This is a genomic window from Streptococcus sp. 2018110, assembly GCF_019754115.1.
GTDB lineage: Bacteria > Bacillota > Bacilli > Lactobacillales > Streptococcaceae > Streptococcus > Streptococcus hashimotonensis.
Genome location: NZ_JAIJZO010000016.1, coordinates 18,772 through 41,101 on the forward strand (window position 1 = coordinate 18,772; position 22,330 = coordinate 41,101).

The window sequence follows — 22,330 nt, forward strand, 5'->3', positions numbered from 1 at the left end:
CACCGTCTGATTTATAGAGGAATAGCTTACCAGCTATCCATTCTGCTGATTATTGTTCAAGAATTTGAGGTCTGGGAATCCAGCCTCTCACAAGAAAAGAAAGGGATTATTAGTGGTTGACGTAAATCGATTTAAAAGTATGCAAATCACGTTAGCTTCACCAAGTAAGGTTCGTTCATGGTCTTACGGTGAGGTTAAAAAACCTGAAACAATCAACTATCGGACACTTAAACCAGAACGTGATGGACTCTTTGACGAAGTCATCTTTGGTCCAACAAAAGACTGGGAGTGTTCATGTGGTAAATACAAGCGTATCCGTTATAAAGGGATTACTTGTGACCGCTGTGGTGTTGAAGTGACTCGTGCAAAAGTACGTCGTGAACGTATGGGACACATTGAGTTGAAAGCACCAATTTCACACATTTGGTATTTCAAAGGGATTCCAAGTCGTATGGGCTTGACCTTGGATATGAGCCCACGTGCTTTGGAAGAAGTTATCTACTTCGCAGCTTACGTGGTGATCGATCCGAAAGATACACCGCTTGAGCACAAGTCAATCATGACTGAGCGCGAATACCGTGAGCGTTTGCGTGAATATGGTTATGGTTCATTCGTTGCCAAAATGGGTGCAGAAGCGATTCAAGACCTCTTGAAACAAGTCGATCTTCCAAAAGAAATCGCAGCCTTGAAAGAAGAATTGAAAACAGCTTCTGGTCAGAAACGCATTAAAGCAGTTCGTCGTTTGGATGTATTAGATGCCTTCTACAAATCTGGTAACAAGCCTGAGTGGATGATTCTCAACATCCTTCCTGTTATTCCACCAGATTTGCGTCCGATGGTTCAATTGGATGGTGGTCGTTTTGCCGCATCAGACTTGAACGAACTCTACCGCCGTGTTATCAACCGTAACAACCGTTTGGCTCGTCTTTTGGAACTTAATGCTCCAGGAATTATCGTACAAAACGAAAAACGTATGCTCCAAGAAGCTGTGGATGCTTTGATTGACAACGGTCGCCGTGGTCGTCCAATCACAGGACCAGGTAGCCGTCCACTTAAATCACTCAGCCACATGCTTAAAGGTAAGCAAGGACGTTTCCGTCAAAACTTGCTTGGTAAGCGTGTTGACTTCTCAGGACGTTCCGTTATCGCCGTTGGTCCAACGCTGAAAATGTACCAATGTGGTGTGCCACGCGAAATGGCTATCGAACTCTTCAAACCGTTTGTCATGCGCGAAATCGTTGCCCGTGATATTGCTGGTAACGTAAAAGCTGCGAAACGTTTGATTGAACGTGGTGATGATCGTATCTGGGATATCTTGGAAGAAGTGATCAAAGAACACCCAGTTCTTTTGAACCGCGCACCTACCCTTCACCGTTTGGGTATCCAGGCTTTTGAGCCAGTTCTGATCGACGGTAAAGCCCTTCGTTTGCACCCGCTTGTCTGTGAAGCCTACAACGCCGACTTTGACGGTGACCAGATGGCGATTCACGTTCCATTGTCAGAAGAGGCACAAGCAGAAGCACGTATCCTTATGCTTGCGGCAGAACACATCCTTAACCCTAAAGATGGTAAACCAGTCGTAACACCATCTCAGGATATGGTTTTGGGTAACTACTACTTGACCATGGAAGATGCTGGTCGTGAAGGTGAAGGTATGGTCTTCAAGGATGCGGATGAGGCTGTTATGGCTTACCGCAACGGCTATGTTCACTTGCATACCCGTGTTGGTATTGCAACAGATAGCCTTGATAAGCCTTGGAAAGACAACCAAAAACACAAGGTCATGATGACAACTGTCGGAAAAATCTTGTTCAACGCGATTATGCCAGAAGGTCTTCCATACTTGCAAGAGCCAAACAATGCTAACTTGACAGAAGGAACCCCTGATAAATACTTCTTGGAACCAGGTTCAGATATCAAGGCTGCTATTGCAGAATTGCCAATCAACCAACCATTCAAGAAGAAAAATCTTGGTAACATCATCGCTGAAATCTTCAAGCGTTTCCGTACAACTGAAACCTCAGCCCTGCTTGACCGTTTGAAAGACTTGGGTTATTATCACTCAACACTCGCTGGTTTGACAGTGGGTATTGCGGATATCCCAGTTATCGACAACAAGGCTGAAATCATTGAAGAATCTCACGAACGTGTAGAACAAATCAAGAAACAATTCCGTCGTGGTATGATTACTGACGATGAGCGTTATGCAGCTGTTACAGATGAATGGCGTTCAGCTAAGGAAAAATTGGAAAAACGTCTGGTTGAAAAACAAGATCCGAAGAACCCAATCGTTATGATGATGGACTCTGGTGCCCGTGGTAACATTTCCAACTTCTCCCAGTTGGCCGGTATGCGTGGTCTGATGTCAGCTCCGAACGGACGTATCATGGAATTGCCTATCTTGTCTAACTTCCGTGAAGGTCTTTCTGTATTGGAAATGTTCTTCTCAACTCACGGTGCCCGTAAGGGTATGACGGATACGGCCTTGAAGACAGCCGACTCAGGTTATCTGACTCGTCGTTTGGTTGACGTTGCCCAAGACGTTATTATCCGTGAAGACGACTGTGGAACAGACCGTGGTCTTGACATCCGTTCAATCACAGATGGCAAGGAAATGATCGAGCCACTTGAAGAGCGTTTGCAAGGTCGTTACACTAAGAAAACTGTTAAACATCCTGAAACGGGTGCCGTTATCATTGGTCCAAACCAATTGATTACTGAAGATATTGCCCGCGAAATTGTCAATGCTGGTGTTGAACAAGTAACCATCCGTAGCGTATTTACATGTAATACTCGTCACGGTGTCTGCCGTCATTGTTACGGTATCAACTTGGCAACAGGTGATGCGGTTGAAGTGGGTGAAGCAGTTGGTACAATCGCTGCCCAATCTATCGGTGAGCCTGGTACACAGCTTACAATGCGTACCTTCCACACGGGTGGTGTAGCCTCAAACAGCGATATTACGCAGGGTCTTCCTCGTGTCCAAGAGATCTTTGAAGCCCGCAATCCGAAAGGGGAAGCGGTTATCACTGAGGTTAAAGGTGAAGTTATCGCTATTGAAGAAGATGCTTCTACTCGTACCAAGAAAGTCTTTGTTAAAGGTAAAACTGGCGAAGGCGAATATGTGGTTCCATTTACAGCCCGTATGAAGGTTGAAGTTGGTGACCAAGTTGCGCGTGGAGCAGCCCTTACCGAAGGTTCTATCCAACCAAAACGCTTGCTTGAAGTCCGTGATGTCTTGGCGGTTGAAACTTACCTTCTTTCTGAAGTTCAAAAAGTTTACCGTAGCCAGGGTGTAGAAATCGGCGACAAGCACATCGAGGTAATGGTTCGCCAAATGCTTCGTAAAGTTCGTGTCATGGATCCAGGAGATACAGATCTTCTCATGGGTACCCTCATGGACATTACCGACTTTACAGATGCCAATGCGGAAGTGGTTATTGCAGGTGGTATTCCGGCAACAGCTCGTCCAGTTCTTATGGGTATCACAAAAGCGTCCCTTGAAACCAACTCATTCTTGTCTGCCGCATCCTTCCAAGAAACAACTCGTGTTCTTACAGATGCAGCCATTCGTGGTAAACGCGATAACCTTCTCGGTCTGAAAGAGAACGTTATTATCGGTAAGATTATCCCAGCAGGTACAGGTATGGCCCGCTACCGTAATCTTGAACCACAAGCCATCAATGAAGTTGAAATCATTGAAGACACAGTAGCTGAAGAACTTGCAGCAGAAGCAGAACTTGCAGCAGTAACTGAGTAAATTAAGATGGCACATCTCTCTTTGAGGGATGTGCTTTTTGATATTCGGAAAGAAACATATATATGACTTGATAAGGAATTAACAAGCAGAATGTTTTCTTAAATCATACAATTTCGATATAATGTGTACGAAAAAGGAAGTAATATTATGTATCAAGTTATTAAAATGTATGGAGATTTTGAACCCTGGTGGTTCTTAGATGGTTGGGAAGAGGATGTTACCAGTAGGGCTGCTTTTGATCGCTATGAGGATGCACTGAATGCTTTTCAAAAAGAGTGGGTACGGCTATCAGAGAAGTTCCCTAAGAAGCAGAGTAAAAATGGCACAATGGTGGCCTTTTGGGATGAATCAGACCAGCATTGGTGTGAGGAATGCGATGAATATTTGCAGCGGTATCATTCGCTGATGTTGGTAGAAGCGAGAGAAAATTTACCTGCAGGGTTTGCTACTAAACCGGTGCAACAACCGCGAGTTCGCCCTTGCAAGCTAAGACAAGGAAAATGTGTCAACTATGATTCATAAAAGGATTGCCCTAGTGAGCAATCCTTTTTAGCTGAATCTGATAGAAAAGGCTTCGGTGTCGAGCTCCACTTGACCACCGATGGTAATGGTAAACAGAGGCTGGGTATGGGAAAAGTCCAAATCGTAGAGAACAGGAACTTTTTTGAGAATAGGGTGCTTGTCCAAAATCGCCAGCAAAATCTCCTCGGTCATCTTGGTTTCTTTAGGAAAACGACCGAAGACAAGAGCCTGTGGATTTGGATAGGCTTGTAGAAGAGCTGTCAAATGACGAGCGATAATGAGATAATCGTCGTCTTCCGCCTCTTCTAAAAATAGAATATATTTGTCTGGTCTGGGAGCAAACTCTGTCCCAGTCAGTAGATTGAGGGTTGAGATGTTTCCGCCGATGGCAATACCAGAGGCCTGGCCTGGATTGTAGACTTTCCACTCTGTTGGGTAAAAGGTGCGAGGGGCGTCTGGTAGGTACCAGGCGTCGCTGGACCATTCAGGACTCGGAATCAGGTCATAGGAATCTTGTGTCACGGCCTTGAGCCAGGCTTCTGTTTGATACTGTTGCCCCAAATCCATTTTGAAGCTTGAATAAGCTGGACCCATGTAGGTTTGCATGCCTGTCTTGGCGTAGATAGCATTGAGCAGGGCAGTCGTATCCGAATAACCGCAGAAAATTTTTGGATGGCGGGCGATTAGGTCAAAATCCAGATAAGGCAGTAGTTCGTTACAGTTGAAACCGCCAATGGTTGTCAGAATGGCATCGACCGATTCATCCGCAAAGGCTGCTTCCAAGTCCGCAACACGACTGGCAATCGGAGCCGAATCGAAAATATCGTTTTCAAAATAATGTTCTGAGAAAGAGAGTTTGAAGCCCAAATCTTCCAACCTTTCCTTGGCAGCAAGATTGGCCTCGAAACCACCAATTCTTTCAATAGATGAAGAGGGGCTAACTACGCGTATATGGTCGCCTTTTTTTAATTTTTTCATAGGAACCTCCAAGCTTTTTTATTATTTTAACAAAAAAGTATGGAAAATCAAGTTTCCTTACGAATAGATAGGGTGAGGAGGTTGTATGATTCAAGAAAAAGCAAGAAAGATGATTGAGGAGGCGGTGGCAGATAGGGTCAGTGATATTTATCTGGTTCCTCGTGGTCAAGGCTACCAAGTCTATCATCGTATTATGGATGAACGGGAGTTTGTGCAAGACTTGGCTGAGGAAGAAGTAATAGCCATCATTAGCCATTTCAAGTTTTTAGCAGGTTTAAATGTTGGTGAAAAACGCCGTAGCCAGCAGGGGTCCTGTGACTATGATTATGGTAGCGGAGAGATTTCACTTCGCTTATCAACTGTCGGAGATTATCGTGGTAAGGAAAGTCTGGTTATCCGCCTGCTCTATGACAATGACAAGGAACTCAAGTTCTGGTTTGAGGCGGCCGAGCGACTTGCAGAAGAAATCAAGGGACGAGGGCTCTACCTTTTTTCGGGTCCAGTCGGCTCTGGTAAGACCACACTTATGTACCATCTTGCCAGGCTGAAATTCCCAGACAAGCAGATTTTGACCATCGAGGATCCTGTCGAAATCAAGCAGGAGGACATGCTTCAACTTCAACTCAATGAAGCCATCGGAGCCACCTACGACAATCTGATCAAACTGTCCCTCCGCCATCGACCAGACTTGCTCATCATTGGTGAGATTCGGGATGCAGAAACCGCTCGAGCAGTCATTCGAGCCAGCCTGACGGGAGCTACCGTTTTCTCCACAGTTCATGCAAGGTCTATTTCAGGAGTCTATGCTCGTATGTTAGAACTAGGTGTCAGCCCTGAGGAGTTAAATAATGCCCTTCAAGGCATTGCCTATCAACGTTTGATTGGGGGAGGAGGTGTAGTAGATTTTGCGAAGGGAAATTACCAAAACCATTCCGCAGACCAGTGGAATGAGCAAATTGATCGCCTTTTTGCAGCAGGACATATCAGTCTTGGGCAGGCAGAAACAGAAAAAATTGCCCTTGGCTCGCCAGCGTAAGGTCATTGAGCTTTTCAATAATCTTTTTGCTAGTGGTTTTCATTTGGGGGAGATTGTTGATTTCCTCAAACGCAGTCAGCTTCTGGCAGATCCCTATACCCAGGTCTTGTCAGATGGGCTGTTAGCAGGCGAACCCTTTTCAAGTTTGCTGGCGGATTTGCAGTTTTCAGATGCGGTGGTCACACAGGTGGCTCTGGCAGAAGTTCATGGCAATACCAGCCTGAGTTTGAGCCATATCCAGTCCTATCTGGAAAATGTCAGCAAGGTTCATAAGAAACTGATTGAGGTGGCGACCTACCCAATTATCTTACTAGGGTTTCTGCTCTTGATTATGCTGGGCTTGAAAAATTACCTTCTGCCCCAGTTGGAGGAAGGCAATGCAGCGACCATGCTAATTAATCATCTGCCGACTATCTTTTTATCCCTCTGTGGACTTAGTTTGGTGGCGGTCTTAGCTGGTCTTGTCTGGTTTCGTAAAACTAACAAAATCAAGGTCTTTTCCTGCTTAGCAGCTCTGCCATTTTTCGGAAAACTCATCCAAACCTATCTGACGGCTTATTACGCTAGGGAGTGGGGGAGTTTGATTGGGCAAGGCTTGGACCTGCCGCAGATTGTGGGTTTGATGCAGGAGCAGCAATCGCAGCTCTTTCGAGAGATTGGACAGGACCTGGAGCAGTCGCTTTCCAATGGTCAGAGTTTTCACGAACACATTAAGGCCTATGCCTTTTTTAAGCGGGAGCTGAGCTTGATTGTGGAGTATGGTCAGGTCAAGTCCAAGTTGGGGAGCGAGTTGACAGTTTATGCAGCCGAGTGTTGGGAGGATTTTTTCTCTCGGGTCAATAGAGCCATGCAGCTGATTCAACCGCTGGTCTTTCTCTTTGTGGCCTTAATGGTCGTTCTCATCTACGCAGCCATGCTGCTGCCGATTTATCAAAATATGGAGTTATAAAATGAAAAAGTTAATTGAAATGAAGGTAAAAGGGTTCACTCTGGTGGAAATGTTAGTCGTTTTGGGAATTATCAGCCTGCTCTTGCTCCTCTTTGTGCCAAATTTGAGCAAGCAGAAGGATGCTATTCAGAAGAAGGGGGATGCTGCGGTTGTCAAAGTAGTGGAGAGTCAGATGGAGCTCTATGAATTGGAATATGATAAGGAAGCAACGGTGGAGGACTTGCAAAAGGCTGGTTATATTACACCAAAACAAGCGGAGCAGTATGCTACGGCGAAAAAATAAGGCTTTTACCCTGTTTGAAAGCCTGCTGACCTTGTTTGTTGTCAGTTTTTTAGCTGTTTCTTTATCAGGAACGGTGCAAACGGCCTTTCGGTCTATTCAGGAAGAAATTTTTCTCTGGGAATTTGAGGCCATCTATAAAGACAGTCAAAAATTGGCAGCCAGTTCCCACCAAACAGTGAGTCTAGCTATCGGTGGACAGGAGGTTACAAATGGTTATCAGGCTGTAGAAGTACCCAGAAATGTAGAAGTATTGGAAGGGAAGACCATCACATTTGAAGAAAATGGTGGAAATTCTTCTCTGACCAAGATTCGTTTTCGATTTAGTCGAAAGACAGTCACGTATCAATTATATATAGGGAGTGGTCGCTATAAGAAAACAGAAGAATAAGGCTTATATTTTGCTAGAAAGTCTGGTTGCCCTTGCGACTCTAGTGACTATTTGCAGCTTGATTTTGTCAGCTGTGGATGCAGGTCGTAGGCGACAGGCTTGGGAATTGGAACAACAGGAGGTTCTCAATCTAGCACAGATGGCTGTTCAAACCGAGCAAGATAACCTAGCCTTAAACGGTGTTACAGTTCAGGTTCAACGAACAGCAGATAAGATCATTGTTTTCCACGAGGGAAAGGAGGTTTTATCGGTTGTTAAAAAGTAAAATTCCTGCTTTTACTCTCTTGGAATGCTTGGTAGCTTTAGTCATTCTTTCAGGTAGTCTTCTGGTCTTTGAAGGCTTGTCAAAACTGCTGGTCCAAGAAGCGCATTATCAAAATCAAACCATTCAAAAGGAATGGCTGGTCTTCTCTAGCCAGTTGCGGTCGGAGTGGGACCAGGCTGACTTGGTCAAGGTTGAAAATGGCAAGGTCTATGTTGATAAGGGAGGTCAGGCTTTGGCCTTTGGCAAGTCACGGTCGGATGATTTTCGGAAAACAAATGATAGGGGACAGGGCTACCAGCCCATGCTCTATCAGGTGGATAGCGCAGCCATTTCTCAAGAAAACCAGCTGGTGCGCATCGACTTTAGTTTTAAAAACGGAGAGGAACGGACCTTTATCTATGCTTTTAAAGAAAAAAGTTAAGGCTGGCATCCTGCTCTATGCCCTTTTGATGCTGGCGGTTTTTAGTCTTTTGCTTCAGTTTTATCTCCACCGCCAAGAAGCTGAGAGTCGCTTGGTACAGGTGGCAAGGCAAGAAACGACTGCTTATATCATGGCTCAGATGGTCTTGGACAAGGTTGAGAAGGACCTGCAAGTAGAAAAAATAGTTACGGGAGCGGCGGTGAATGAAAAGGAAGCAAATTTAACCACAGGTTCTAAGCAGAAGGAGGATAGAGGAAGGGTCTCTTTTCAAGAGGGACAGGCTCGTTATCAACTTAAAGGTGACCAACTATTGGTTGCAGTTGAGTTAACAAGTGATGGTCTGTATACCTATCAATTTCCGGTTAAAATAGTACCCGAGGGGAGTGGCTAGTCGCTCCCTTTTTGGTGCAAAGTTGGTGAATTTTTGATAAGATAAGAGTATGAATTTTGAAAAGATCGAACAGGCTTACGACCTGCTATTAGAAAACGTACAGACTATCCAAAACCAGCTAGGCACCAATATCTACGATGCCATGATTGAGCAAAATGCTGCTTACGTAGCTGGTCAGCATGAGACAGGTCTTGTTATCAATAATAACAAGACCTTGAAACAACTAGATTTAGCCAAGGAAGAATGGCGTCGTGCCTTCCAATTCCTGCTCATCAAGGCCAATCAGACTGAACCCATGCAGTACAATCACCAGTTCACACCAGACTCTATCGGATTTATCCTATCTTTTCTAGTAGACCAACTAGTATCTACTTCCAAGGTGACGGTTCTGGAAATTGGTTCGGGGACAGGCAATCTAGCTCAGACCATTCTCAATGCCAGCCAGAAAGAATTAGATTACTTGGGGATTGAAGTGGACGACCTCTTGATTGATTTGTCGGCAAGTATTGCGGATGTCATGCAGGCAGATATTTCTTTTGCTCAGGGAGATGCGGTACGTCCGCAGATTTTGAAGGAAAGTCAAGTAATTTTGGGAGATTTGCCTATTGGCTACTATCCAGATGACCAGATTGCCAGCCGTTATCAGGTCGCCAGCCCAAATGAACATACCTACGCCCATCATTTGCTCATGGAACAATCCCTCAAATATCTGGAAAAAGATGGCTTTGCGATTTTGTTGGCTCCAAATGATTTATTGACTAGTCCGCAAAGCGATTTACTGAAAGGCTGGTTACAAGAACAAGCCAATATTGTTGCCATGATTGCCCTGCCACCAAATCTCTTTGGGAAGGCTGCTATGGCCAAGTCTATTTTTGTCTTGCAAAAGAAAGCTGCAAGACCGTTGGCGCCGTTTGTTTATCCCTTACAAAGTCTTCAAGAACCAGAAGCTATTCAGAAGTTCATGCTCAATTTCAAAAATTGGAAGCAAGAGAATGCAATTTAAGTGAAAATCTGTTATACTAGTTAGGAAAACGCTTTAAAAGAGGTAAGATATGTCAAAAACAATTGCAATTAATGCAGGTAGTTCAAGTCTAAAATGGCAACTTTATCAAATGCCAGAAGAAACAGTACTAGCAGCAGGGATTATTGAGCGCATCGGTTTGAATGATTCCATCTCAACAGTTAAGTATGATGGGAAGAAAGAAAGTGAAGTTTTAGATATTCCTAATCATACGGTTGCGGTTAAGATTCTCCTAGAAGACTTGCTTAAACACAACATCATCGCTGCTTACGAGGAAATTACTGGTATCGGACACCGTGTTGTTGCAGGTGGAGAGATTTTCAAAGAATCAGCTGTTATTGGACCAAAAGAGGTTGAGCAAATTGAAGAACTAAGTGCTTTGGCACCGCTTCATAACCCTGCTCACGTAGCAGCAATGCGTGCATTTGAGGAAGTACTACCAGAAGTTTTGAATGTAGCTGTTTTTGATACAGCCTTTCACACTACGATGCCAAAGCATGCCTATCTTTATCCGATTCCACAAAAGTACTATACCGACCACAAGGTTCGTAAGTACGGAGCTCACGGAACTAGCCACTATTATGTAGCGCATGAGGCAGCAAAAGTATTGGGACGTCCGCTTGAGGAATTAAAATTGATTACGGCTCACATCGGAAATGGTGTATCTATTACTGCCAACTACCACGGTCAATCAGTTGACACTTCTATGGGCTTCACTCCTCTAGCTGGTCCAATGATGGGTACTCGTTCGGGAGATATTGATCCAGCGATTATTCCTTACTTGATTGCAAATGTTGATGAGTTGAAGGATGCTGCGGATGTTGTTAACATGCTGAATAAACAATCAGGTTTGCTTGGTGTATCGGGTTATTCAAGCGATATGCGTGACATTGAATCAGGTTTGGAAGCTAAGAACCCAGATGCTGTTTTGGCTTATAACATTTTTATCGACCGTATCAAGAAATTCATTGGTCAATACTTCGCTGTTCTGAATGGTGCAGATGCCATTGTCTTCACTGCAGGTATGGGTGAAAATGCACCGCTTATGCGCAATGACGTGGTAGAAGGTTTGTCTTGGTTCGGTGTCGAAATAGACCCAGCTAAGAATGTTCGTGGTGCGAATGGTGACATTTCAACGCCAGAATCAAAAGTTCGTGTCTTGGTTATTCCAACGGATGAAGAATTGGTTATTGCGCGTGAAGTTGAACGTTTGAAATAAGAAAAACTAACTGGTAGTCGGAGACTGCCAGTTTCTCTTATAGTTTATGCCTTTAGAAAGGTATAGTTTTTAGCAAGTGGTCAAAATATATAGTGTGTGATACAATAGACTGGCAAAGAAATTTGCACAGAGTAGATGGTTTGCGTCAAGTGTATGTGGATGGGATGTTGCCACATAACGAAGCTGATTTTTGCTTGTATCTGATGTCTTCTAGAGTAGGAACATCGGGGTCTGGCTGAGAGTAGCGCGGTAAACCATTGCATCCGCTGTCGAATACACACGACAGCTCCATTTTTTGAAAAAGGAGCATTTTTTATGGAAAAGAAGATTCCAAAACTAACAGTGCAGTTGTTGACTGCTATTGCGATGACCCTTGCCTTGGTCATGATTGTGGAGAACTATTTCTCCATTCGGATTTCAGAAACCTTGCAGGTCCAGTTTACCTTTATTCCCAATACTATTTTGGGAGCTATTGCAGGTCCGGTTTGGGCGGCTGTCTTTGCGGCTATTTCAGACCCAGTCTTTGTCTTGTTTAGCGGGCAAACTGTCCTCTTCACTTGGATTTTGATTGAGGCGGTATCTGCTTTTATCTACGGCTGGTTCTTTTATCAGAAGCCGCTGAATATTAAAAACAAAGCTGATTGGCTCTATGTGGCTGGTGTAGTTGTCTTGATTCAGGTTGTGATTTCCTTTATCATGACACCGATTGCCCTCCATTTCCATTTTGGAACACCTTGGATTGCCTTGTATAGCAGTCGTTTGATTAAGGCTATTTTTGAAATTCCATTACGCATTGTCGTGACCATGCTTGTCTTGCCAAGTTTACAAAAAATACCTGAATTGGCCAAGTTAATGGGTATTAAATAAAACAGTATCGAGCAACAGGTCATCCCCCTGTTGCTGCTTTTGTAGAGAGGGAATCATGGATTATCAAGAAACTCGTCAGTGGCTATCGAATCGCCCTGCATCAGATTTAGAAAATGGCGTTGCGCGTGTCAACTGGCTCTTGGAACGCTTGGACAATCCCCAGCTTCAAGTGCCGACTATTCACTTTGTTGGTACAAATGGCAAGGGTTCTACCCTCAATGCCTTACAGTCTATCTTACGGTTTTCGGATTACACCGTCGGTCGCTTTACGTCACCGTCTATCATTGATTTTCGAGAGCAGATTGTCTTTGAGCAGGAGATGATTTCGGAGGAAGATTTTGCGAGGATTGTGACAGACTTGCAGCCCTTGATTGAGGACTTGGACCAGACAGCTGGACTGGGTGCCATCTCGGAGTTTGAGATTGTAGTAGTGGCTATGTTTATCTACTTTGCTCACTACCAGCGTCCCGACATTCTCTTGGTGGAAGCGGGCATGGGCGGTTTGCAGGATGCGACCAATGTCCTTAATCCTCTAGCGGTAGTTTGCCCGTCCATCGGCTTGGACCATCAGGCTTTTTTGGGAGAGACCCACGCTGCTATAGCCCGTCACAAGGTTGCTGTCTTGCGTGAGCGGGTTCCCCTCCTCTATGCGACCGACCAGCCAGAAGTGCTGGCAGTATTTGAGGAGCAGGCCCGTCAGCTTCAGAGTCTGACCTATGCGGTAGGGCGGGAAATTATTTTGGAAAATAGCAGAGCAGGCTTTGTGGTTTCAAGCCCCTTCGGCCGAGTTGAGGATTTGAGGCTACAGATGCAGGGTCGTCACCAGGAGGTCAACGCAGCCTTGGCAGTGACCACAGCTCAGCTCATCAGACCTCATTTTCCAAAGATTACCAATGAAACCATCAGCCAGGGCTTGTCCCAAGCCATCTGGCCGGGCCGCTTAGAATTGATACAACCAGGGCTCATGATTGACGGAGCCCACAATAATGAAAGCATCGCAGTTCTGACACAACTCTTGGAAGAAAAGTACGCGGACAGAGATATTGAAATCCTCTTTGCGGCCATCAATACCAAGCCTGTGGACCGGATGTTGTCCCAGCTTAGCCAATTTGGACCTGTTAGCGTGACAACTTTTGACGATTTCAGAGCGGTACAGTTAGAAGATTATCCGTCAGGCTATGAACGAGTTCAGACCTATCAGGAGTGGTTGGAGCAGGCGGACTTGGACAATCCCAAAAAACTTTACCTGATTACAGGCTCACTTTATTTCATTACCTATGTGAGGAAGTACATTTTAGAAGAGTTTATAGTCATTTGAATTAGCTTTGATACATCGTCACTTTCGGTTTGCCGTACTCTGCGAAAGTGACTTGCTTCGCAAGTCTTATTTCCAACCTAGAACAGCCTTTAGGCTGTTCTAGCTACCTGCACCTCAGTTGTCTGAAAGCTAATTCATTCGACTATATAGAAAAAAGGCTTTGCCGGGCATTCTACCTAGCAAAGTCTTTTGTTTTAATAGTTTTTAATCAAATCAACCGTTGAGCGGTCTAGCTTTTTAACGATGGCTTGCAAGAAGGCTTGAGCCTCTAAGAAGTCATCCATGCTGTAGAGGGTTTGGTGGGAGTGGATGTAGCGAGCGCAGACACCGATTGTCGTTGATGGAACACCTTGATTTTTCAAGTGAGCTGCACCAGCATCTGTTCCACCTTTACCACAGTAGTATTGGAATTTGACACCTGCTTCTTCGGCAGTTGTGAGGAGGAAGTCTTTCATGTTTTTTAACATGATATGACCTGGGTCGTAGAAACGAAGTAGCGTTCCGTCACCAATTTTTCCTTGGTCGCCATAAATATCGCCTGCAGGCGAGCAATCAACAGCAAGGAAAATATCTGGATTGAACTTAGTTGTAGAAGCATGAGCTCCACGTAGGCCAACCTCTTCTTGCACATTTGCCCCAGCAATCAACTGATTTGGTAAAGCTTGACCGGATAGGCTTTCCAGTAGTTCGGTCACCATAAGAACACCGAAGCGGTTGTCCCAAGCCTTAGAAATAACATTTTTTCCGTTGGCTGTTAGAATGGTTTCGTTTTTGGGAACCAAGACATCCCCCGGACGAACGCCGAATGCCCAAGCTTCGTCATAATTGGCAAAACCAGCATCGAAAATAATATCAGCAATGGCAGGCATGCCGGGAGCGTTAGCCCCACGAGAAAGATGGGGAGGCACTGAACCTGAAATGGCAGGAATGGTCCGACCGTCCTGTAGTTGAAGCGTGAAGGCTTGACTGGATACAACTAGCGGATTCCACCCTCCTAGCTCGACAACACGGAAAGTACCGTCTGGCTTGATTTGGCTAATCATAAAGCCGACTTCATCCATATGTGCAGCCACTAGGATACGAGGAGCATTTTCAACAGCCGTATCCTTGATGCCAAAAATTCCACCTAGTCCATCTGTTTCAATGCGGTCCACATGCGGTGTGATTTTTTGGCGGATGTGGTTGCGAACCTGTCTTTCAAATCCCGGTAAGCTTTGCAATTCTGTAACTTCTTTAATTTTTTCAAAAAGAGTCATACTTCTTCCTCCATGACATGATTACTACTATTTTATCACGAAGAGCTAGACTTGTCTTGAAAATATGGGAAAATAAACAATAAACACATGATGAAATCATGCTTTCTGAAAACTGAATCGTTTTCATATGTTTGTGGAGAGTTTGTCTCAGCTGTCACAAGTCCAATGGCATTTTTGGGAAAATTTCGAGGAAATATGATAAAATAGTCAACATGAAAAAGAAAAAGACAGCCTTGCTAGCAGGCTTATTGGGGGCAGGTGTGCTCACCGCTAGTGCTCAATTTTACCGTAAAATCCAAGAAGACCGTAAAAAAGCACAGGCCTTGCAGGAGGTGCGTGACTTTTTTGCTGATTTAGGAGAGATTGCCACGGTCTATGTGGATGAAACAGCTTCTACGCAGACAACTCTTATCGGAGGGGTTGTGATGGAGGCAGGACAGGTATTTTTGTTTGAAAATACCCAAGGTTCTATTCAATACAGGGAGGAAGAAAAATGATTTTTCCAACAAATCTTGAAGAAGTAGCTGCCTTGATTGAAGATGGCAAGCCAACTGTTTTTCTATTTGTGACGACTTGGTGTGGAGATTGCCACTATATCAAACCGCATTTGCCAGCTATCGAAGAGGCTTTTCCAGATTTCCGTTTTGTGCAACTGGATCGAGATGACTTTATGCCTTTGGCGCAGGAATGGGCTATTTTAGGCATTCCAAGTCTGGTTGTTTTGGAAAATGGTAAGGAAATCGGTCGTTTTGTCGATAAGAATCGCAAGACCAAGGAAGAAATCATGAACTTCTTATCTGGACTGGGTAGATAAATTAGCAGAGAAGCTCTGCCGTTTCCCAAAAGAAAGGAAAGAACATGAAGAAATCACTAGGAAAAATCCTTCTAGCACCTGTGGTGCTGGGATTGAGTTTAAGTTTGGCCCCGCTGGCTCAAGCGGAAATTCAGACGGATGTTATCAATGAAAAATGGGGCAAGCCAACACTGGTCTATGGTGGCGGTTTGTCAGATGCGCAGGCGACAGAGGTTAACAATCTATTTGGTATTTCGGATGTTAATAATGTCAGTCGTCAGGTGGTTGTCGGCACGGATATGGACCAATATTTAGGTACATCTGGAGCGGACACAGCCTCCCTCTATTCATCTGTCTTGGTGCAAAAGCAGGATGCTGGAAAAGGGGTTGTGGTAGATATTAAGACGCCACAGAACATCACCTTGATTACCGAAACGCAGTATGCCAATGCGGCTATTACAGCTGGTGCGACGGATGTCTTGATTGATGTAGCTTCTCCGATTCAGGTAACGGGGGAGTCTGCTTTGACAGGTGTTTACAAGGCTCTTGCGGCCAATGGAGAAACAGTTGATACAGCCCGAACCGAAGTAGCTCAACAGGAGCTAGAGACAGTCAATGAAGTGGCGACGGCTCATACAGGTGACTCCAACTTTGATAGTTCAGCCTTGGATAAGGCGGTAGCGGAAATCAAGACTGCTCTTGCCGACTACAAAAAGTCCAATGGTCAGGTAGCTTCCGAATCAGACATAAACACCATTATCAACGATGTCTTGGCCAATAACGGTTTGGAAAATGTCATCACAGCAGATGAGGTTTCAAAATTAGTTACCTTTGCTAAAGCTTATCAGGAAACCTCTGCCATTGATTCGGCTGAGGTTGCTGCCCAGCTCAACCAGTTCAAGCAACAGGCGGAGCAACAAATTTCAGAAGCCTATAAGAATCTACAAGATTCAGGGATTTTAGAAAAAATCGGTGCCTTTTTTGAAAATCTTTGGAAAGGCTTGACCGGTCTATTTGCATAAAGGAGAAATGAAAAAGAAATGATTTTTACATATAATAAGGAACATGTTGGCGATGTTCTGATGGTGATTGTGGCTGAGGACAAGGGGCAGGCTGTCCAGTTTGAACGTAAGGGTCAAGTGGCGCGTGTTTTCCTAGAAGAAACAGGAAAAACAGTAGCCTGGAATATTTTTGAAGTATCAAGTTTGATTGAGATTATTGGAAATGGTCAGGTTTTCTTGACAGACGAGCAAGTTGCGACCTTGAATGCCGAATTGGCAAAAGCAGGCTTTACTGAAAGCTTGGTTAACGACAATGCTCCAAAGTTCGTAGTCGGTCAGATTGTGGAATTGGTTCCTCATCCAGACAGCGACCACCTCAATATCTGTCAGGTCAATGTCGGTGGCAAAACAGTGCAAATCGTAGCTGGTGCCCCAAATGCTGCCCAAGGTTTGAAAACCATTGTAGCTCTTCCGGGGGCAATGATGCCGAGCGGTAGCCTGATTTTCCCAGGGAAGTTGCGTGGTGAAGATAGCTTTGGTATGATGTGCAGTCCGCGTGAATTGGCTCTGCCAAACGCACCACAAGTCCGTGGTATTATCGAATTAGACGACTCCGCAGTGGTCGGAGAAGCTTTTGATCCAGCTAAACACTGGAAGGGATAGAAAAAGAAGAATTGGTCGATTTTGGCCAATTCTTTTATGCTGTTTCAATTTTTCCTTCAATCGCTTGTTGGAGTTCCTCTGTAAAAACCTGATGTGATTTGAGTTGGAAGTAGAGACTGGACAGGAAATGCTGGAGGTTGAGCCACCGGAAGTAGTCCAGAGGTTCTTGGTTGGGGAAGTCTAGTTCGTTCATCCATTCTGTCAACTCTTGGCTAGTTACTTTTTCATTTAGCAGGAGGTAGACAGGGATTTGTGCCAGACGGATTTCTTCACCAGCGGAGAAAACTTGCTTTTGTTTCTTTAGACAAGTGACAATAGCCTGCCAGACTTCTTCGGTTTTATCATTGGGAAATTGCTCATGACAGCTTGCGGCCAGAAGAAAATCTGCTCCGTGGGCAGCGGTATGGATCCAGCCGAGTTTTTCATCGTAGCCAGACCAGTCATTTTCAATCGTCAAATAATTCAAGGCCTGTTGGAAAAGCAGTTCGCGGTCGTCAGTGCTTAAAAATGCAGAGTACTCAGAATCTTGGTCATTGTCAACAGACAGCAGAAGACAGTAAAGCAAGCAAGTAAAACTTCGTTTTAGTGTGGAGCTTTCTAGGGAAAGGGGATTGGTTTCTTGAGAGAATTGCAGTAGCGACTGTGCTTGTTCTCTTGTAATCAAACCATTTAGAAAGATGTGGCAAAAACTAGTATAAACCAGATCGTCGCGTATAGCAGGATCTGGATGACCGATGTTTTCCAGCAACCAAGCCAGTTCATCATCGGTATATGGTTTAGAGGTTTGCAATTTTTCTATTAATTCTTTCATGATTTTCTTTCTTTTTATGAACTTTCTACGAATACATAAGTAGGAGGATATAAAATGTATAATAAAGTTATTCTAATCGGTCGCTTGACGGCCCAACCTGAACTCACTCAAACCCCTAACGGCAAAAATTTGACTCGCGTAACCGTCGCAGTTAATAGACGATTTAAGACAGAAAATGGCGAACGTGAAGCGGATTTTCTCAATGTTATTTTCTGGGGCAAACTGGCGGAGACACTTGTTTCCTATGGCAGCAAGGGTAGTCTGATTTCTATTGATGGTGAGTTGCGGACCCGTAAATACGAAAAAGATGGCAGCAACCACTATGTGACGGAAATCTTGGGAAATACCTTCCAGTTGCTCGAAAGCCGCGCCCAACGTGCCATGCGAGAAAATAATACTGGCGATGACCTAGCTGACTTGGTTCTGGAAGAGGAAGAATTGCCGTTTTAATATCCGTCCCAAGACCGATGGAGAATGTTGAAAAGTAGGCTATACTATAGTTAATCCTAAATATTTTTCATATCTCCTTAAAAACGCTGACGAAAGTTGGCGTTTTTTGCGATTCATTTTCTATATTTCCACCATTCTACTAGCATAACAATCAGTGACAATAGGAAAACGCCATAAAAGAAAAAGATGATGTAATGAGGGCGGCTAAAGAAAAATATCCAGACTAACCAGAGTAGATAGGCGACGGGGCAAAAAGTCCAGTCTCGCTTCTCAGAGTTCGTGTCAACATCTCAGCGCAGTGGTTGATTGGCAGCTTTGTTCGTGTTTCACACTCCAAATCTGACCTAATCAACTGTGCGGGGGTGGGAAGACGAACTCTTTTTGACCAGTCGAGTTCTTTCCCACTCCCCCAAAAGCCTAATTTACGTTTTAAAAACCACTCAGCAAAACTTTCGTAGTCTGAAAATCGGCTTTCAAGGTAATCTGTTTTTAAATCTCTAAAAAATTTCATGAATACCCCCTAACTTTTTAAAAATAGTATAACATAGTTTACCAATAATGAATAGGTAAAATCTGTCTCATACTTAAGAAGGATTTTCACGAAAAAGGAATAGAATTTTCTTGACTATTTTTGACCAAGTGATACAATAGGAAATGTGAGTTAGCACTCACGAGTGTAGAGTGCTAAAAATACCAGGAGGTAGTAGAATGTTGAAACCATTGGGCGATCGTATCGTCGTAAAAATTGAAGAAAAAGAACAAACAGTTGGTGGCTTTGTCCTAGCAGGTGCAAGTCAAGAAAAGACAAAAGAAGCAAGTGTCCTAGCGATCGGACAAGGGATTCGTACCTTGAATGGTGACTTGGTTGCCCCAGCGGTGGCAGTTGGAGATACCGTTTTGATTGATGCTCACGCAGGATTGGAAGTTAAAGATGGGGACCAAACCGTTCAGATCATTCGTGAAGCAGACATTTTGGCAATTGTAGAATAGAGGTAGGAAAATGGCAAAAGAAATTAAATTTGCAGCAGATGCACGTGAAAGCATGGTCCGTGGTGTCGATATTTTGGCTGATACAGTCAAAGTAACCTTGGGTCCAAAAGGTCGTAATGTTGTCTTGGAAAAAGCTTACGGTTCACCACTCATTACAAATGACGGTGTGACCATTGCTAAAGAAATCGAGTTGGAAGACCATTTTGAAAATATGGGTGCTAAGTTGGTGTCAGAAGTGGCTTCAAAAACCAATGACATCGCAGGTGACGGGACAACAACTGCCACTGTTTTGACTCAGGCTATTGTTCGTGAAGGCTTGAAAAACGTAACCGCAGGTGCCAACCCAATCGGTATCCGTCGTGGGATTGAAGCAGCAGTTGCAACAGCAGTTGAAGCCTTGAAAGCACAAGCAAGTCCTGTATCAAATAAAGCTGAAATTGCTCAAGTTGCAGCCGTGTCTTCACGTTCTGAAAAAGTTGGTGAGTACATTTCAGAAGCTATGGAGCGCGTGGGAACAGACGGCGTTATCACCATTGAAGAATCTCGCGGTATGGAAACAGAATTGGATGTGGTTGAAGGTATGCAATTCGACCGTGGTTATCTGTCACAATACATGGTAACAGATAATGAAAAAATGGTAGCTGAGCTTGAAAATCCATTCATCTTGATTACCGATAAGAAAATTTCTCATATCCAAGATATTTTGCCACTTTTGGAAAGCATTCTCCAAACCAATCGTCCATTGTTGATTATTGCTGACGATGTGGATGGCGAAGCTCTTCCTACACTTGTTCTCAACAAGATTCGTGGTACATTCAACGTTGTTGCTGTTAAGGCGCCAGGATTTGGTGACCGTCGTAAAGCTATGCTGGAAGACATCGCTATCTTGACTGGCGGTACAGTGATTACAGAAGACCTTGGTTTGGACTTGAAAGATGCGACCATTGAAGCACTTGGTCAGGCTGCCAAAGTTGTGGTCGACAAAGATGGTACAACCATTGTTGAAGGTGCTGGAAATCCAGAAGCCATTGCCAACCGTGTCGCTGTTATCAAGTCACAAATTGAGGGAACAACTTCAGAATTTGACCGTGAAAAATTGCAAGAGCGTCTGGCCAAATTATCAGGCGGTGTTGCAGTTATCAAAGTCGGTGCCGCTACGGAGACTGAGTTGAAAGAAATGAAACTCCGTATCGAAGATGCCCTCAACGCAACACGTGCCGCAGTTGAAGAAGGAATCGTTGCCGGTGGTGGTACAGCCCTTGTCAATGTTATCGATAGCGTAGCGAAATTGGAGTTGAAAGGAGACGATGAAACAGGACGTAATATTGTCCTTCGTGCCTTGGAAGAACCAGTTCGTCAGATTGCCTATAACGCAGGTTATGAAGGTTCAGTTATCATTGATAAACTGAAGAATTCAGAACTTGGCACTGGCTTTAACGCAGCGACAGGCGAATGGGTCAACATGATGGATGCAGGTATCATTGACCCTGTTAAAGTAACACGTTCAGCTCTTCAAAATGCGGCTTCCGTAGCCAGCTTGATTTTGACGACAGAAGCAGTCGTTGCCAATAAACCAGAACCAGCCGCTCCAGCTATGCCACAAGGTATGGATGGAATGGGTATGGGCTACTAAGAAATAGCAAAATGACACAGCTGATTGGCTGTGTTTTTTCTTGAAAATTTCAAACATATCTATTTGACAATGGGTTTGGGATGTGGTACTATATTAGACGGTACTTTTTACTTTTGGTCTCTCAAGAGTGTACAGGGACGTGCTGACAAATGTTGCAAAAGTACACACAGATAGGGGTTGTCACCAATGCCCTATCACCAAAAATAAAAAATATATACAGGAGAATGTAGATGCCTACAATTAACCAGTTGGTACGTAAACCACGTAAGTCTAAAGTAGAAAAATCTAAATCACCAGCTTTGAACGTTGGTTACAACAGCCGTAAAAAAGTTCAAACAAACGTTTCATCACCACAAAAACGCGGTGTTGCAACTCGTGTCGGAACAATGACACCTAAAAAACCTAACTCAGCCCTTCGTAAATTTGCTCGTGTACGTTTGAGCAACCTTATCGAGGTTACTGCTTACATCCCAGGTATCGGTCACAACTTGCAAGAGCACAGCGTTGTTCTTCTTCGTGGTGGACGTGTAAAAGACCTTCCAGGGGTACGTTACCATATCGTTCGTGGTGCACTTGATACTGCAGGTGTTAACGATCGTAAGCAAGGCCGTTCTAAATACGGTACTAAACGTCCAAAAGGCTAAGAAAGGGGAAATATAAATGAGTCGTAAAAATCAAGCGCCTAAGCGCGAAGTATTGCCAGATCCATTGTATAACTCAAAATTGGTAACTCGTTTGATTAACCGTGTTATGTTGGACGGTAAACGTGGTACTGCTGCATCAATCGTTTACGGTGCTTTTGATCAAATCAAAGAAGCAACTGGTAACGATGCACTTGAAGTATTTGAAACAGCAATGGAAAACATCATGCCTGTACTTGAAGTACGTGCACGTCGTGTCGGTGGTTCTAACTACCAAGTCCCAGTTGAAGTTCGTCCAGAGCGTCGTACAACACTTGGTCTTCGTTGGTTGGTAACAATCGCTCGTAACCGTGGTGAGCACACTATGATCGATCGCCTTGCGAAAGAAATCATGGATGCTGCAAACAACACAGGTGCAGCTGTTAAGAAACGTGAAGATACTCACAAAATGGCAGAAGCAAACCGCGCATTCGCACACTTCCGCTGGTAAGATTAAGATACCAAGGACGAGCGTACAGGTGAAAAATAGGAAGGTGACGCTGGTTGTTTACAACCAAGGAAGCTTATCTTTTTTCACTGGCAGTACGCCGGCCGGGTTCAATTAGGATGTGAGGACGTTAAGTCAGTTCTACATAAATTAATTGAGATTATGGTACCAACTTATCGTTCAACCA

At 44.2% G+C, this 22,330-nt stretch carries 26 protein-coding genes and 1 riboswitch; of the genes, 22 read left to right on the forward strand and 4 right to left on the reverse strand.

Annotated elements, in window-relative coordinates; all coding sequences use genetic code 11:
* The first annotated feature begins 112 nt into the window (after positions 1 to 112).
* Both rpoC and K5Q34_RS09170 read left to right on the forward strand, forming a co-directional pair.
* Complete coding sequence (gene rpoC, locus K5Q34_RS09165) at positions 113 to 3,760, forward strand: DNA-directed RNA polymerase subunit beta' (RefSeq protein ID WP_024385119.1); 3,648 nt, start codon at positions 113 to 115, stop codon at positions 3,758 to 3,760.
* Between the two features lie 147 nt (positions 3,761 to 3,907).
* Positions 3,908 to 4,282: a DUF1033 family protein gene (locus K5Q34_RS09170; RefSeq protein ID WP_221864873.1), complete on the forward strand. Its 375-nt coding sequence runs from the start codon at positions 3,908 to 3,910 to the stop codon at positions 4,280 to 4,282.
* Between the two features lie 27 nt (positions 4,283 to 4,309).
* Here K5Q34_RS09170 and K5Q34_RS09175 read toward each other — a convergent pair whose 3' ends face one another.
* Positions 4,310 to 5,260, reverse strand: coding sequence for a S66 peptidase family protein (locus K5Q34_RS09175; RefSeq protein WP_221864874.1), 951 nt, complete (start codon positions 5,258 to 5,260; stop codon positions 4,310 to 4,312).
* Positions 5,261 to 5,345: 85 nt separating this feature from the next.
* Between K5Q34_RS09175 and comGA the strand changes: the two genes are divergently transcribed.
* From comGA to K5Q34_RS09230, 11 genes are all read left to right on the forward strand, one after another.
* Positions 5,346 to 6,296, forward strand: coding sequence for a competence type IV pilus ATPase ComGA (gene comGA / locus K5Q34_RS09180; protein ID WP_221864875.1), 951 nt, complete (start codon positions 5,346 to 5,348; stop codon positions 6,294 to 6,296).
* Positions 6,208 to 7,245, forward strand: a complete 1,038-nt coding sequence (comGB, locus tag K5Q34_RS09185; protein WP_253214107.1) for a competence type IV pilus assembly protein ComGB — start codon at positions 6,208 to 6,210, stop codon at positions 7,243 to 7,245. The genes comGA and comGB overlap by 89 nt, the downstream gene beginning before the upstream one ends.
* Position 7,246: 1 nt before the next feature.
* On the forward strand, positions 7,247 to 7,528 hold the full coding sequence (gene comGC, locus K5Q34_RS09190; protein ID WP_074391328.1) for a competence type IV pilus major pilin ComGC: 282 nt from the start codon (positions 7,247 to 7,249) through the stop codon (positions 7,526 to 7,528).
* Entirely contained in the window at positions 7,509 to 7,916 is a 408-nt protein-coding gene (gene comGD, locus K5Q34_RS09195; protein WP_221864876.1) for a competence type IV pilus minor pilin ComGD, read from the forward strand. Before comGC ends, comGD begins: the two co-directional genes overlap by 20 nt.
* On the forward strand, positions 7,888 to 8,181 hold the full coding sequence (gene comGE, locus K5Q34_RS09200; RefSeq protein WP_024401507.1) for a competence type IV pilus minor pilin ComGE: 294 nt from the start codon (positions 7,888 to 7,890) through the stop codon (positions 8,179 to 8,181). Before comGD ends, comGE begins: the two co-directional genes overlap by 29 nt.
* Positions 8,168 to 8,602, forward strand: coding sequence for a competence type IV pilus minor pilin ComGF (comGF, locus tag K5Q34_RS09205; RefSeq protein WP_221864877.1), 435 nt, complete (start codon positions 8,168 to 8,170; stop codon positions 8,600 to 8,602). Before comGE ends, comGF begins: the two co-directional genes overlap by 14 nt.
* Positions 8,580 to 8,993 carry a competence type IV pilus minor pilin ComGG gene (comGG, locus tag K5Q34_RS09210; RefSeq protein WP_141597151.1) on the forward strand — a complete coding sequence of 138 codons (414 nt, stop codon included), beginning with the start codon at positions 8,580 to 8,582 and terminating at the stop codon, positions 8,991 to 8,993. The genes comGF and comGG overlap by 23 nt, the downstream gene beginning before the upstream one ends.
* Before the next feature lie 49 nt (positions 8,994 to 9,042).
* Positions 9,043 to 9,996, forward strand: coding sequence for a class I SAM-dependent methyltransferase (locus tag K5Q34_RS09215; RefSeq protein WP_221864878.1), 954 nt, complete (start codon positions 9,043 to 9,045; stop codon positions 9,994 to 9,996).
* Positions 9,997 to 10,045: 49 nt separating this feature from the next.
* Positions 10,046 to 11,233, forward strand: a complete 1,188-nt coding sequence (locus K5Q34_RS09220; RefSeq protein WP_172115688.1) for an acetate kinase — start codon at positions 10,046 to 10,048, stop codon at positions 11,231 to 11,233.
* A 125-nt stretch (positions 11,234 to 11,358) separates the two neighbouring features.
* Positions 11,359 to 11,504: riboswitch (THF riboswitch) on the forward strand.
* A gap of 44 nt (positions 11,505 to 11,548) precedes the next feature.
* Positions 11,549 to 12,100, forward strand: coding sequence for a folate family ECF transporter S component (locus K5Q34_RS09225; RefSeq protein ID WP_105157385.1), 552 nt, complete (start codon positions 11,549 to 11,551; stop codon positions 12,098 to 12,100).
* Positions 12,101 to 12,155: 55 nt separating this feature from the next.
* Complete coding sequence (locus tag K5Q34_RS09230) at positions 12,156 to 13,418, forward strand: folylpolyglutamate synthase/dihydrofolate synthase family protein (protein ID WP_221864879.1); 1,263 nt, start codon at positions 12,156 to 12,158, stop codon at positions 13,416 to 13,418.
* Positions 13,419 to 13,612: 194 nt separating this feature from the next.
* Here K5Q34_RS09230 and pepA read toward each other — a convergent pair whose 3' ends face one another.
* Positions 13,613 to 14,674 carry a glutamyl aminopeptidase gene (gene pepA, locus K5Q34_RS09235; RefSeq protein ID WP_221864880.1) on the reverse strand — a complete coding sequence of 354 codons (1,062 nt, stop codon included), beginning with the start codon at positions 14,672 to 14,674 and terminating at the stop codon, positions 13,613 to 13,615.
* A gap of 212 nt (positions 14,675 to 14,886) precedes the next feature.
* Here pepA and K5Q34_RS09240 point away from each other — a divergent pair, with 212 nt between their 5' ends.
* From K5Q34_RS09240 to ytpR, 4 genes are read left to right on the forward strand one after another with little or no spacing between them, the layout of a single operon-like run.
* Positions 14,887 to 15,171 carry a DUF4651 domain-containing protein gene (locus K5Q34_RS09240; RefSeq protein ID WP_015646299.1) on the forward strand — a complete coding sequence of 95 codons (285 nt, stop codon included), beginning with the start codon at positions 14,887 to 14,889 and terminating at the stop codon, positions 15,169 to 15,171.
* Positions 15,168 to 15,488 (forward strand): thioredoxin family protein, encoded by a 321-nt coding sequence (locus K5Q34_RS09245; RefSeq protein ID WP_024375735.1) that lies wholly within the window; start codon positions 15,168 to 15,170, stop codon positions 15,486 to 15,488. The genes K5Q34_RS09240 and K5Q34_RS09245 overlap by 4 nt, the downstream gene beginning before the upstream one ends.
* A gap of 44 nt (positions 15,489 to 15,532) precedes the next feature.
* Positions 15,533 to 16,489: a DUF1002 domain-containing protein gene (locus K5Q34_RS09250; protein WP_105116244.1), complete on the forward strand. Its 957-nt coding sequence runs from the start codon at positions 15,533 to 15,535 to the stop codon at positions 16,487 to 16,489.
* Positions 16,490 to 16,507: 18 nt separating this feature from the next.
* Positions 16,508 to 17,131 carry a YtpR family tRNA-binding protein gene (gene ytpR / locus K5Q34_RS09255; RefSeq protein ID WP_205027596.1) on the forward strand — a complete coding sequence of 208 codons (624 nt, stop codon included), beginning with the start codon at positions 16,508 to 16,510 and terminating at the stop codon, positions 17,129 to 17,131.
* 34 nt (positions 17,132 to 17,165) lie between these two features.
* On the opposite strand, the gene K5Q34_RS09260 is transcribed toward ytpR, so the two are convergent.
* Positions 17,166 to 17,942, reverse strand: coding sequence for a DUF2785 domain-containing protein (locus K5Q34_RS09260; protein WP_221864881.1), 777 nt, complete (start codon positions 17,940 to 17,942; stop codon positions 17,166 to 17,168).
* A 54-nt stretch (positions 17,943 to 17,996) separates the two neighbouring features.
* On the opposite strand from K5Q34_RS09260, the gene K5Q34_RS09265 reads away from it, so the two are divergent.
* A complete protein-coding gene (locus K5Q34_RS09265; RefSeq protein WP_099811371.1) occupies positions 17,997 to 18,392 on the forward strand; it encodes a single-stranded DNA-binding protein in 396 nt (131 codons plus the stop codon).
* 223 nt (positions 18,393 to 18,615) lie between these two features.
* Here K5Q34_RS09265 and K5Q34_RS09270 read toward each other — a convergent pair whose 3' ends face one another.
* Positions 18,616 to 18,903, reverse strand: coding sequence for a hypothetical protein (locus tag K5Q34_RS09270; RefSeq protein ID WP_205027634.1), 288 nt, complete (start codon positions 18,901 to 18,903; stop codon positions 18,616 to 18,618).
* A 197-nt stretch (positions 18,904 to 19,100) separates the two neighbouring features.
* Between K5Q34_RS09270 and groES the strand changes: the two genes are divergently transcribed.
* The 4 genes from groES to rpsG all read left to right on the forward strand — a co-directional run bounded on the left by groES (position 19,101) and on the right by rpsG (position 22,146).
* Complete coding sequence (gene groES, locus K5Q34_RS09275; protein ID WP_105178932.1) at positions 19,101 to 19,382, forward strand: co-chaperone GroES; 282 nt, start codon at positions 19,101 to 19,103, stop codon at positions 19,380 to 19,382.
* 10 nt (positions 19,383 to 19,392) lie between these two features.
* The gene (groL, locus tag K5Q34_RS09280) at positions 19,393 to 21,015 is read left to right on the forward strand and encodes a chaperonin GroEL (RefSeq protein ID WP_024393522.1); all 1,623 of its coding nucleotides are present in this window, start codon (positions 19,393 to 19,395) and stop codon (positions 21,013 to 21,015) included.
* 230 nt (positions 21,016 to 21,245) lie between these two features.
* The gene (rpsL, locus tag K5Q34_RS09285; protein ID WP_002940030.1) at positions 21,246 to 21,659 is read left to right on the forward strand and encodes a 30S ribosomal protein S12; all 414 of its coding nucleotides are present in this window, start codon (positions 21,246 to 21,248) and stop codon (positions 21,657 to 21,659) included.
* A 16-nt stretch (positions 21,660 to 21,675) separates the two neighbouring features.
* Complete coding sequence (gene rpsG / locus K5Q34_RS09290; protein ID WP_002940031.1) at positions 21,676 to 22,146, forward strand: 30S ribosomal protein S7; 471 nt, start codon at positions 21,676 to 21,678, stop codon at positions 22,144 to 22,146.
* Positions 22,147 to 22,330: the final 184 nt, after the last annotated feature.

Excerpts from the sequence above, each read along its gene's own strand:
- K5Q34_RS09260 (WP_221864881.1), bottom strand. The coding sequence starts at position 17,942 with ATGAAAGAATTAATAGAAAAATTGCAAACCTCTAAACCATATACCGAT.
- groES (WP_105178932.1), top strand. The coding sequence starts at position 19,101 with ATGTTGAAACCATTGGGCGATCGTATCGTCGTAAAAATTGAAGAAAAA.
- K5Q34_RS09270 (WP_205027634.1), bottom strand. The coding sequence starts at position 18,903 with ATGAAATTTTTTAGAGATTTAAAAACAGATTACCTTGAAAGCCGATTT.
- comGB (WP_253214107.1), top strand. The coding sequence starts at position 6,208 with ATGAGCAAATTGATCGCCTTTTTGCAGCAGGACATATCAGTCTTGGGC.
- K5Q34_RS09215 (WP_221864878.1), top strand. The coding sequence starts at position 9,043 with ATGAATTTTGAAAAGATCGAACAGGCTTACGACCTGCTATTAGAAAAC.
- pepA (WP_221864880.1), bottom strand. The coding sequence starts at position 14,674 with ATGACTCTTTTTGAAAAAATTAAAGAAGTTACAGAATTGCAAAGCTTA.
- comGA (WP_221864875.1), top strand. The coding sequence starts at position 5,346 with ATGATTCAAGAAAAAGCAAGAAAGATGATTGAGGAGGCGGTGGCAGAT.
- comGG (WP_141597151.1), top strand. The coding sequence starts at position 8,580 with ATGCTTTTAAAGAAAAAAGTTAAGGCTGGCATCCTGCTCTATGCCCTT.
- groL (WP_024393522.1), top strand. The coding sequence starts at position 19,393 with ATGGCAAAAGAAATTAAATTTGCAGCAGATGCACGTGAAAGCATGGTC.
- K5Q34_RS09240 (WP_015646299.1), top strand. The coding sequence starts at position 14,887 with ATGAAAAAGAAAAAGACAGCCTTGCTAGCAGGCTTATTGGGGGCAGGT.
- rpsL (WP_002940030.1), top strand. The coding sequence starts at position 21,246 with ATGCCTACAATTAACCAGTTGGTACGTAAACCACGTAAGTCTAAAGTA.
- rpsG (WP_002940031.1), top strand. The coding sequence starts at position 21,676 with ATGAGTCGTAAAAATCAAGCGCCTAAGCGCGAAGTATTGCCAGATCCA.
- K5Q34_RS09175 (WP_221864874.1), bottom strand. The coding sequence starts at position 5,260 with ATGAAAAAATTAAAAAAAGGCGACCATATACGCGTAGTTAGCCCCTCT.
- K5Q34_RS09245 (WP_024375735.1), top strand. The coding sequence starts at position 15,168 with ATGATTTTTCCAACAAATCTTGAAGAAGTAGCTGCCTTGATTGAAGAT.
- K5Q34_RS09250 (WP_105116244.1), top strand. The coding sequence starts at position 15,533 with ATGAAGAAATCACTAGGAAAAATCCTTCTAGCACCTGTGGTGCTGGGA.
- comGD (WP_221864876.1), top strand. The coding sequence starts at position 7,509 with ATGCTACGGCGAAAAAATAAGGCTTTTACCCTGTTTGAAAGCCTGCTG.
- K5Q34_RS09170 (WP_221864873.1), top strand. The coding sequence starts at position 3,908 with ATGTATCAAGTTATTAAAATGTATGGAGATTTTGAACCCTGGTGGTTC.
- ytpR (WP_205027596.1), top strand. The coding sequence starts at position 16,508 with ATGATTTTTACATATAATAAGGAACATGTTGGCGATGTTCTGATGGTG.
- comGC (WP_074391328.1), top strand. The coding sequence starts at position 7,247 with ATGAAAAAGTTAATTGAAATGAAGGTAAAAGGGTTCACTCTGGTGGAA.
- K5Q34_RS09225 (WP_105157385.1), top strand. The coding sequence starts at position 11,549 with ATGGAAAAGAAGATTCCAAAACTAACAGTGCAGTTGTTGACTGCTATT.
- K5Q34_RS09230 (WP_221864879.1), top strand. The coding sequence starts at position 12,156 with ATGGATTATCAAGAAACTCGTCAGTGGCTATCGAATCGCCCTGCATCA.
- K5Q34_RS09220 (WP_172115688.1), top strand. The coding sequence starts at position 10,046 with ATGTCAAAAACAATTGCAATTAATGCAGGTAGTTCAAGTCTAAAATGG.
- K5Q34_RS09265 (WP_099811371.1), top strand. The coding sequence starts at position 17,997 with ATGTATAATAAAGTTATTCTAATCGGTCGCTTGACGGCCCAACCTGAA.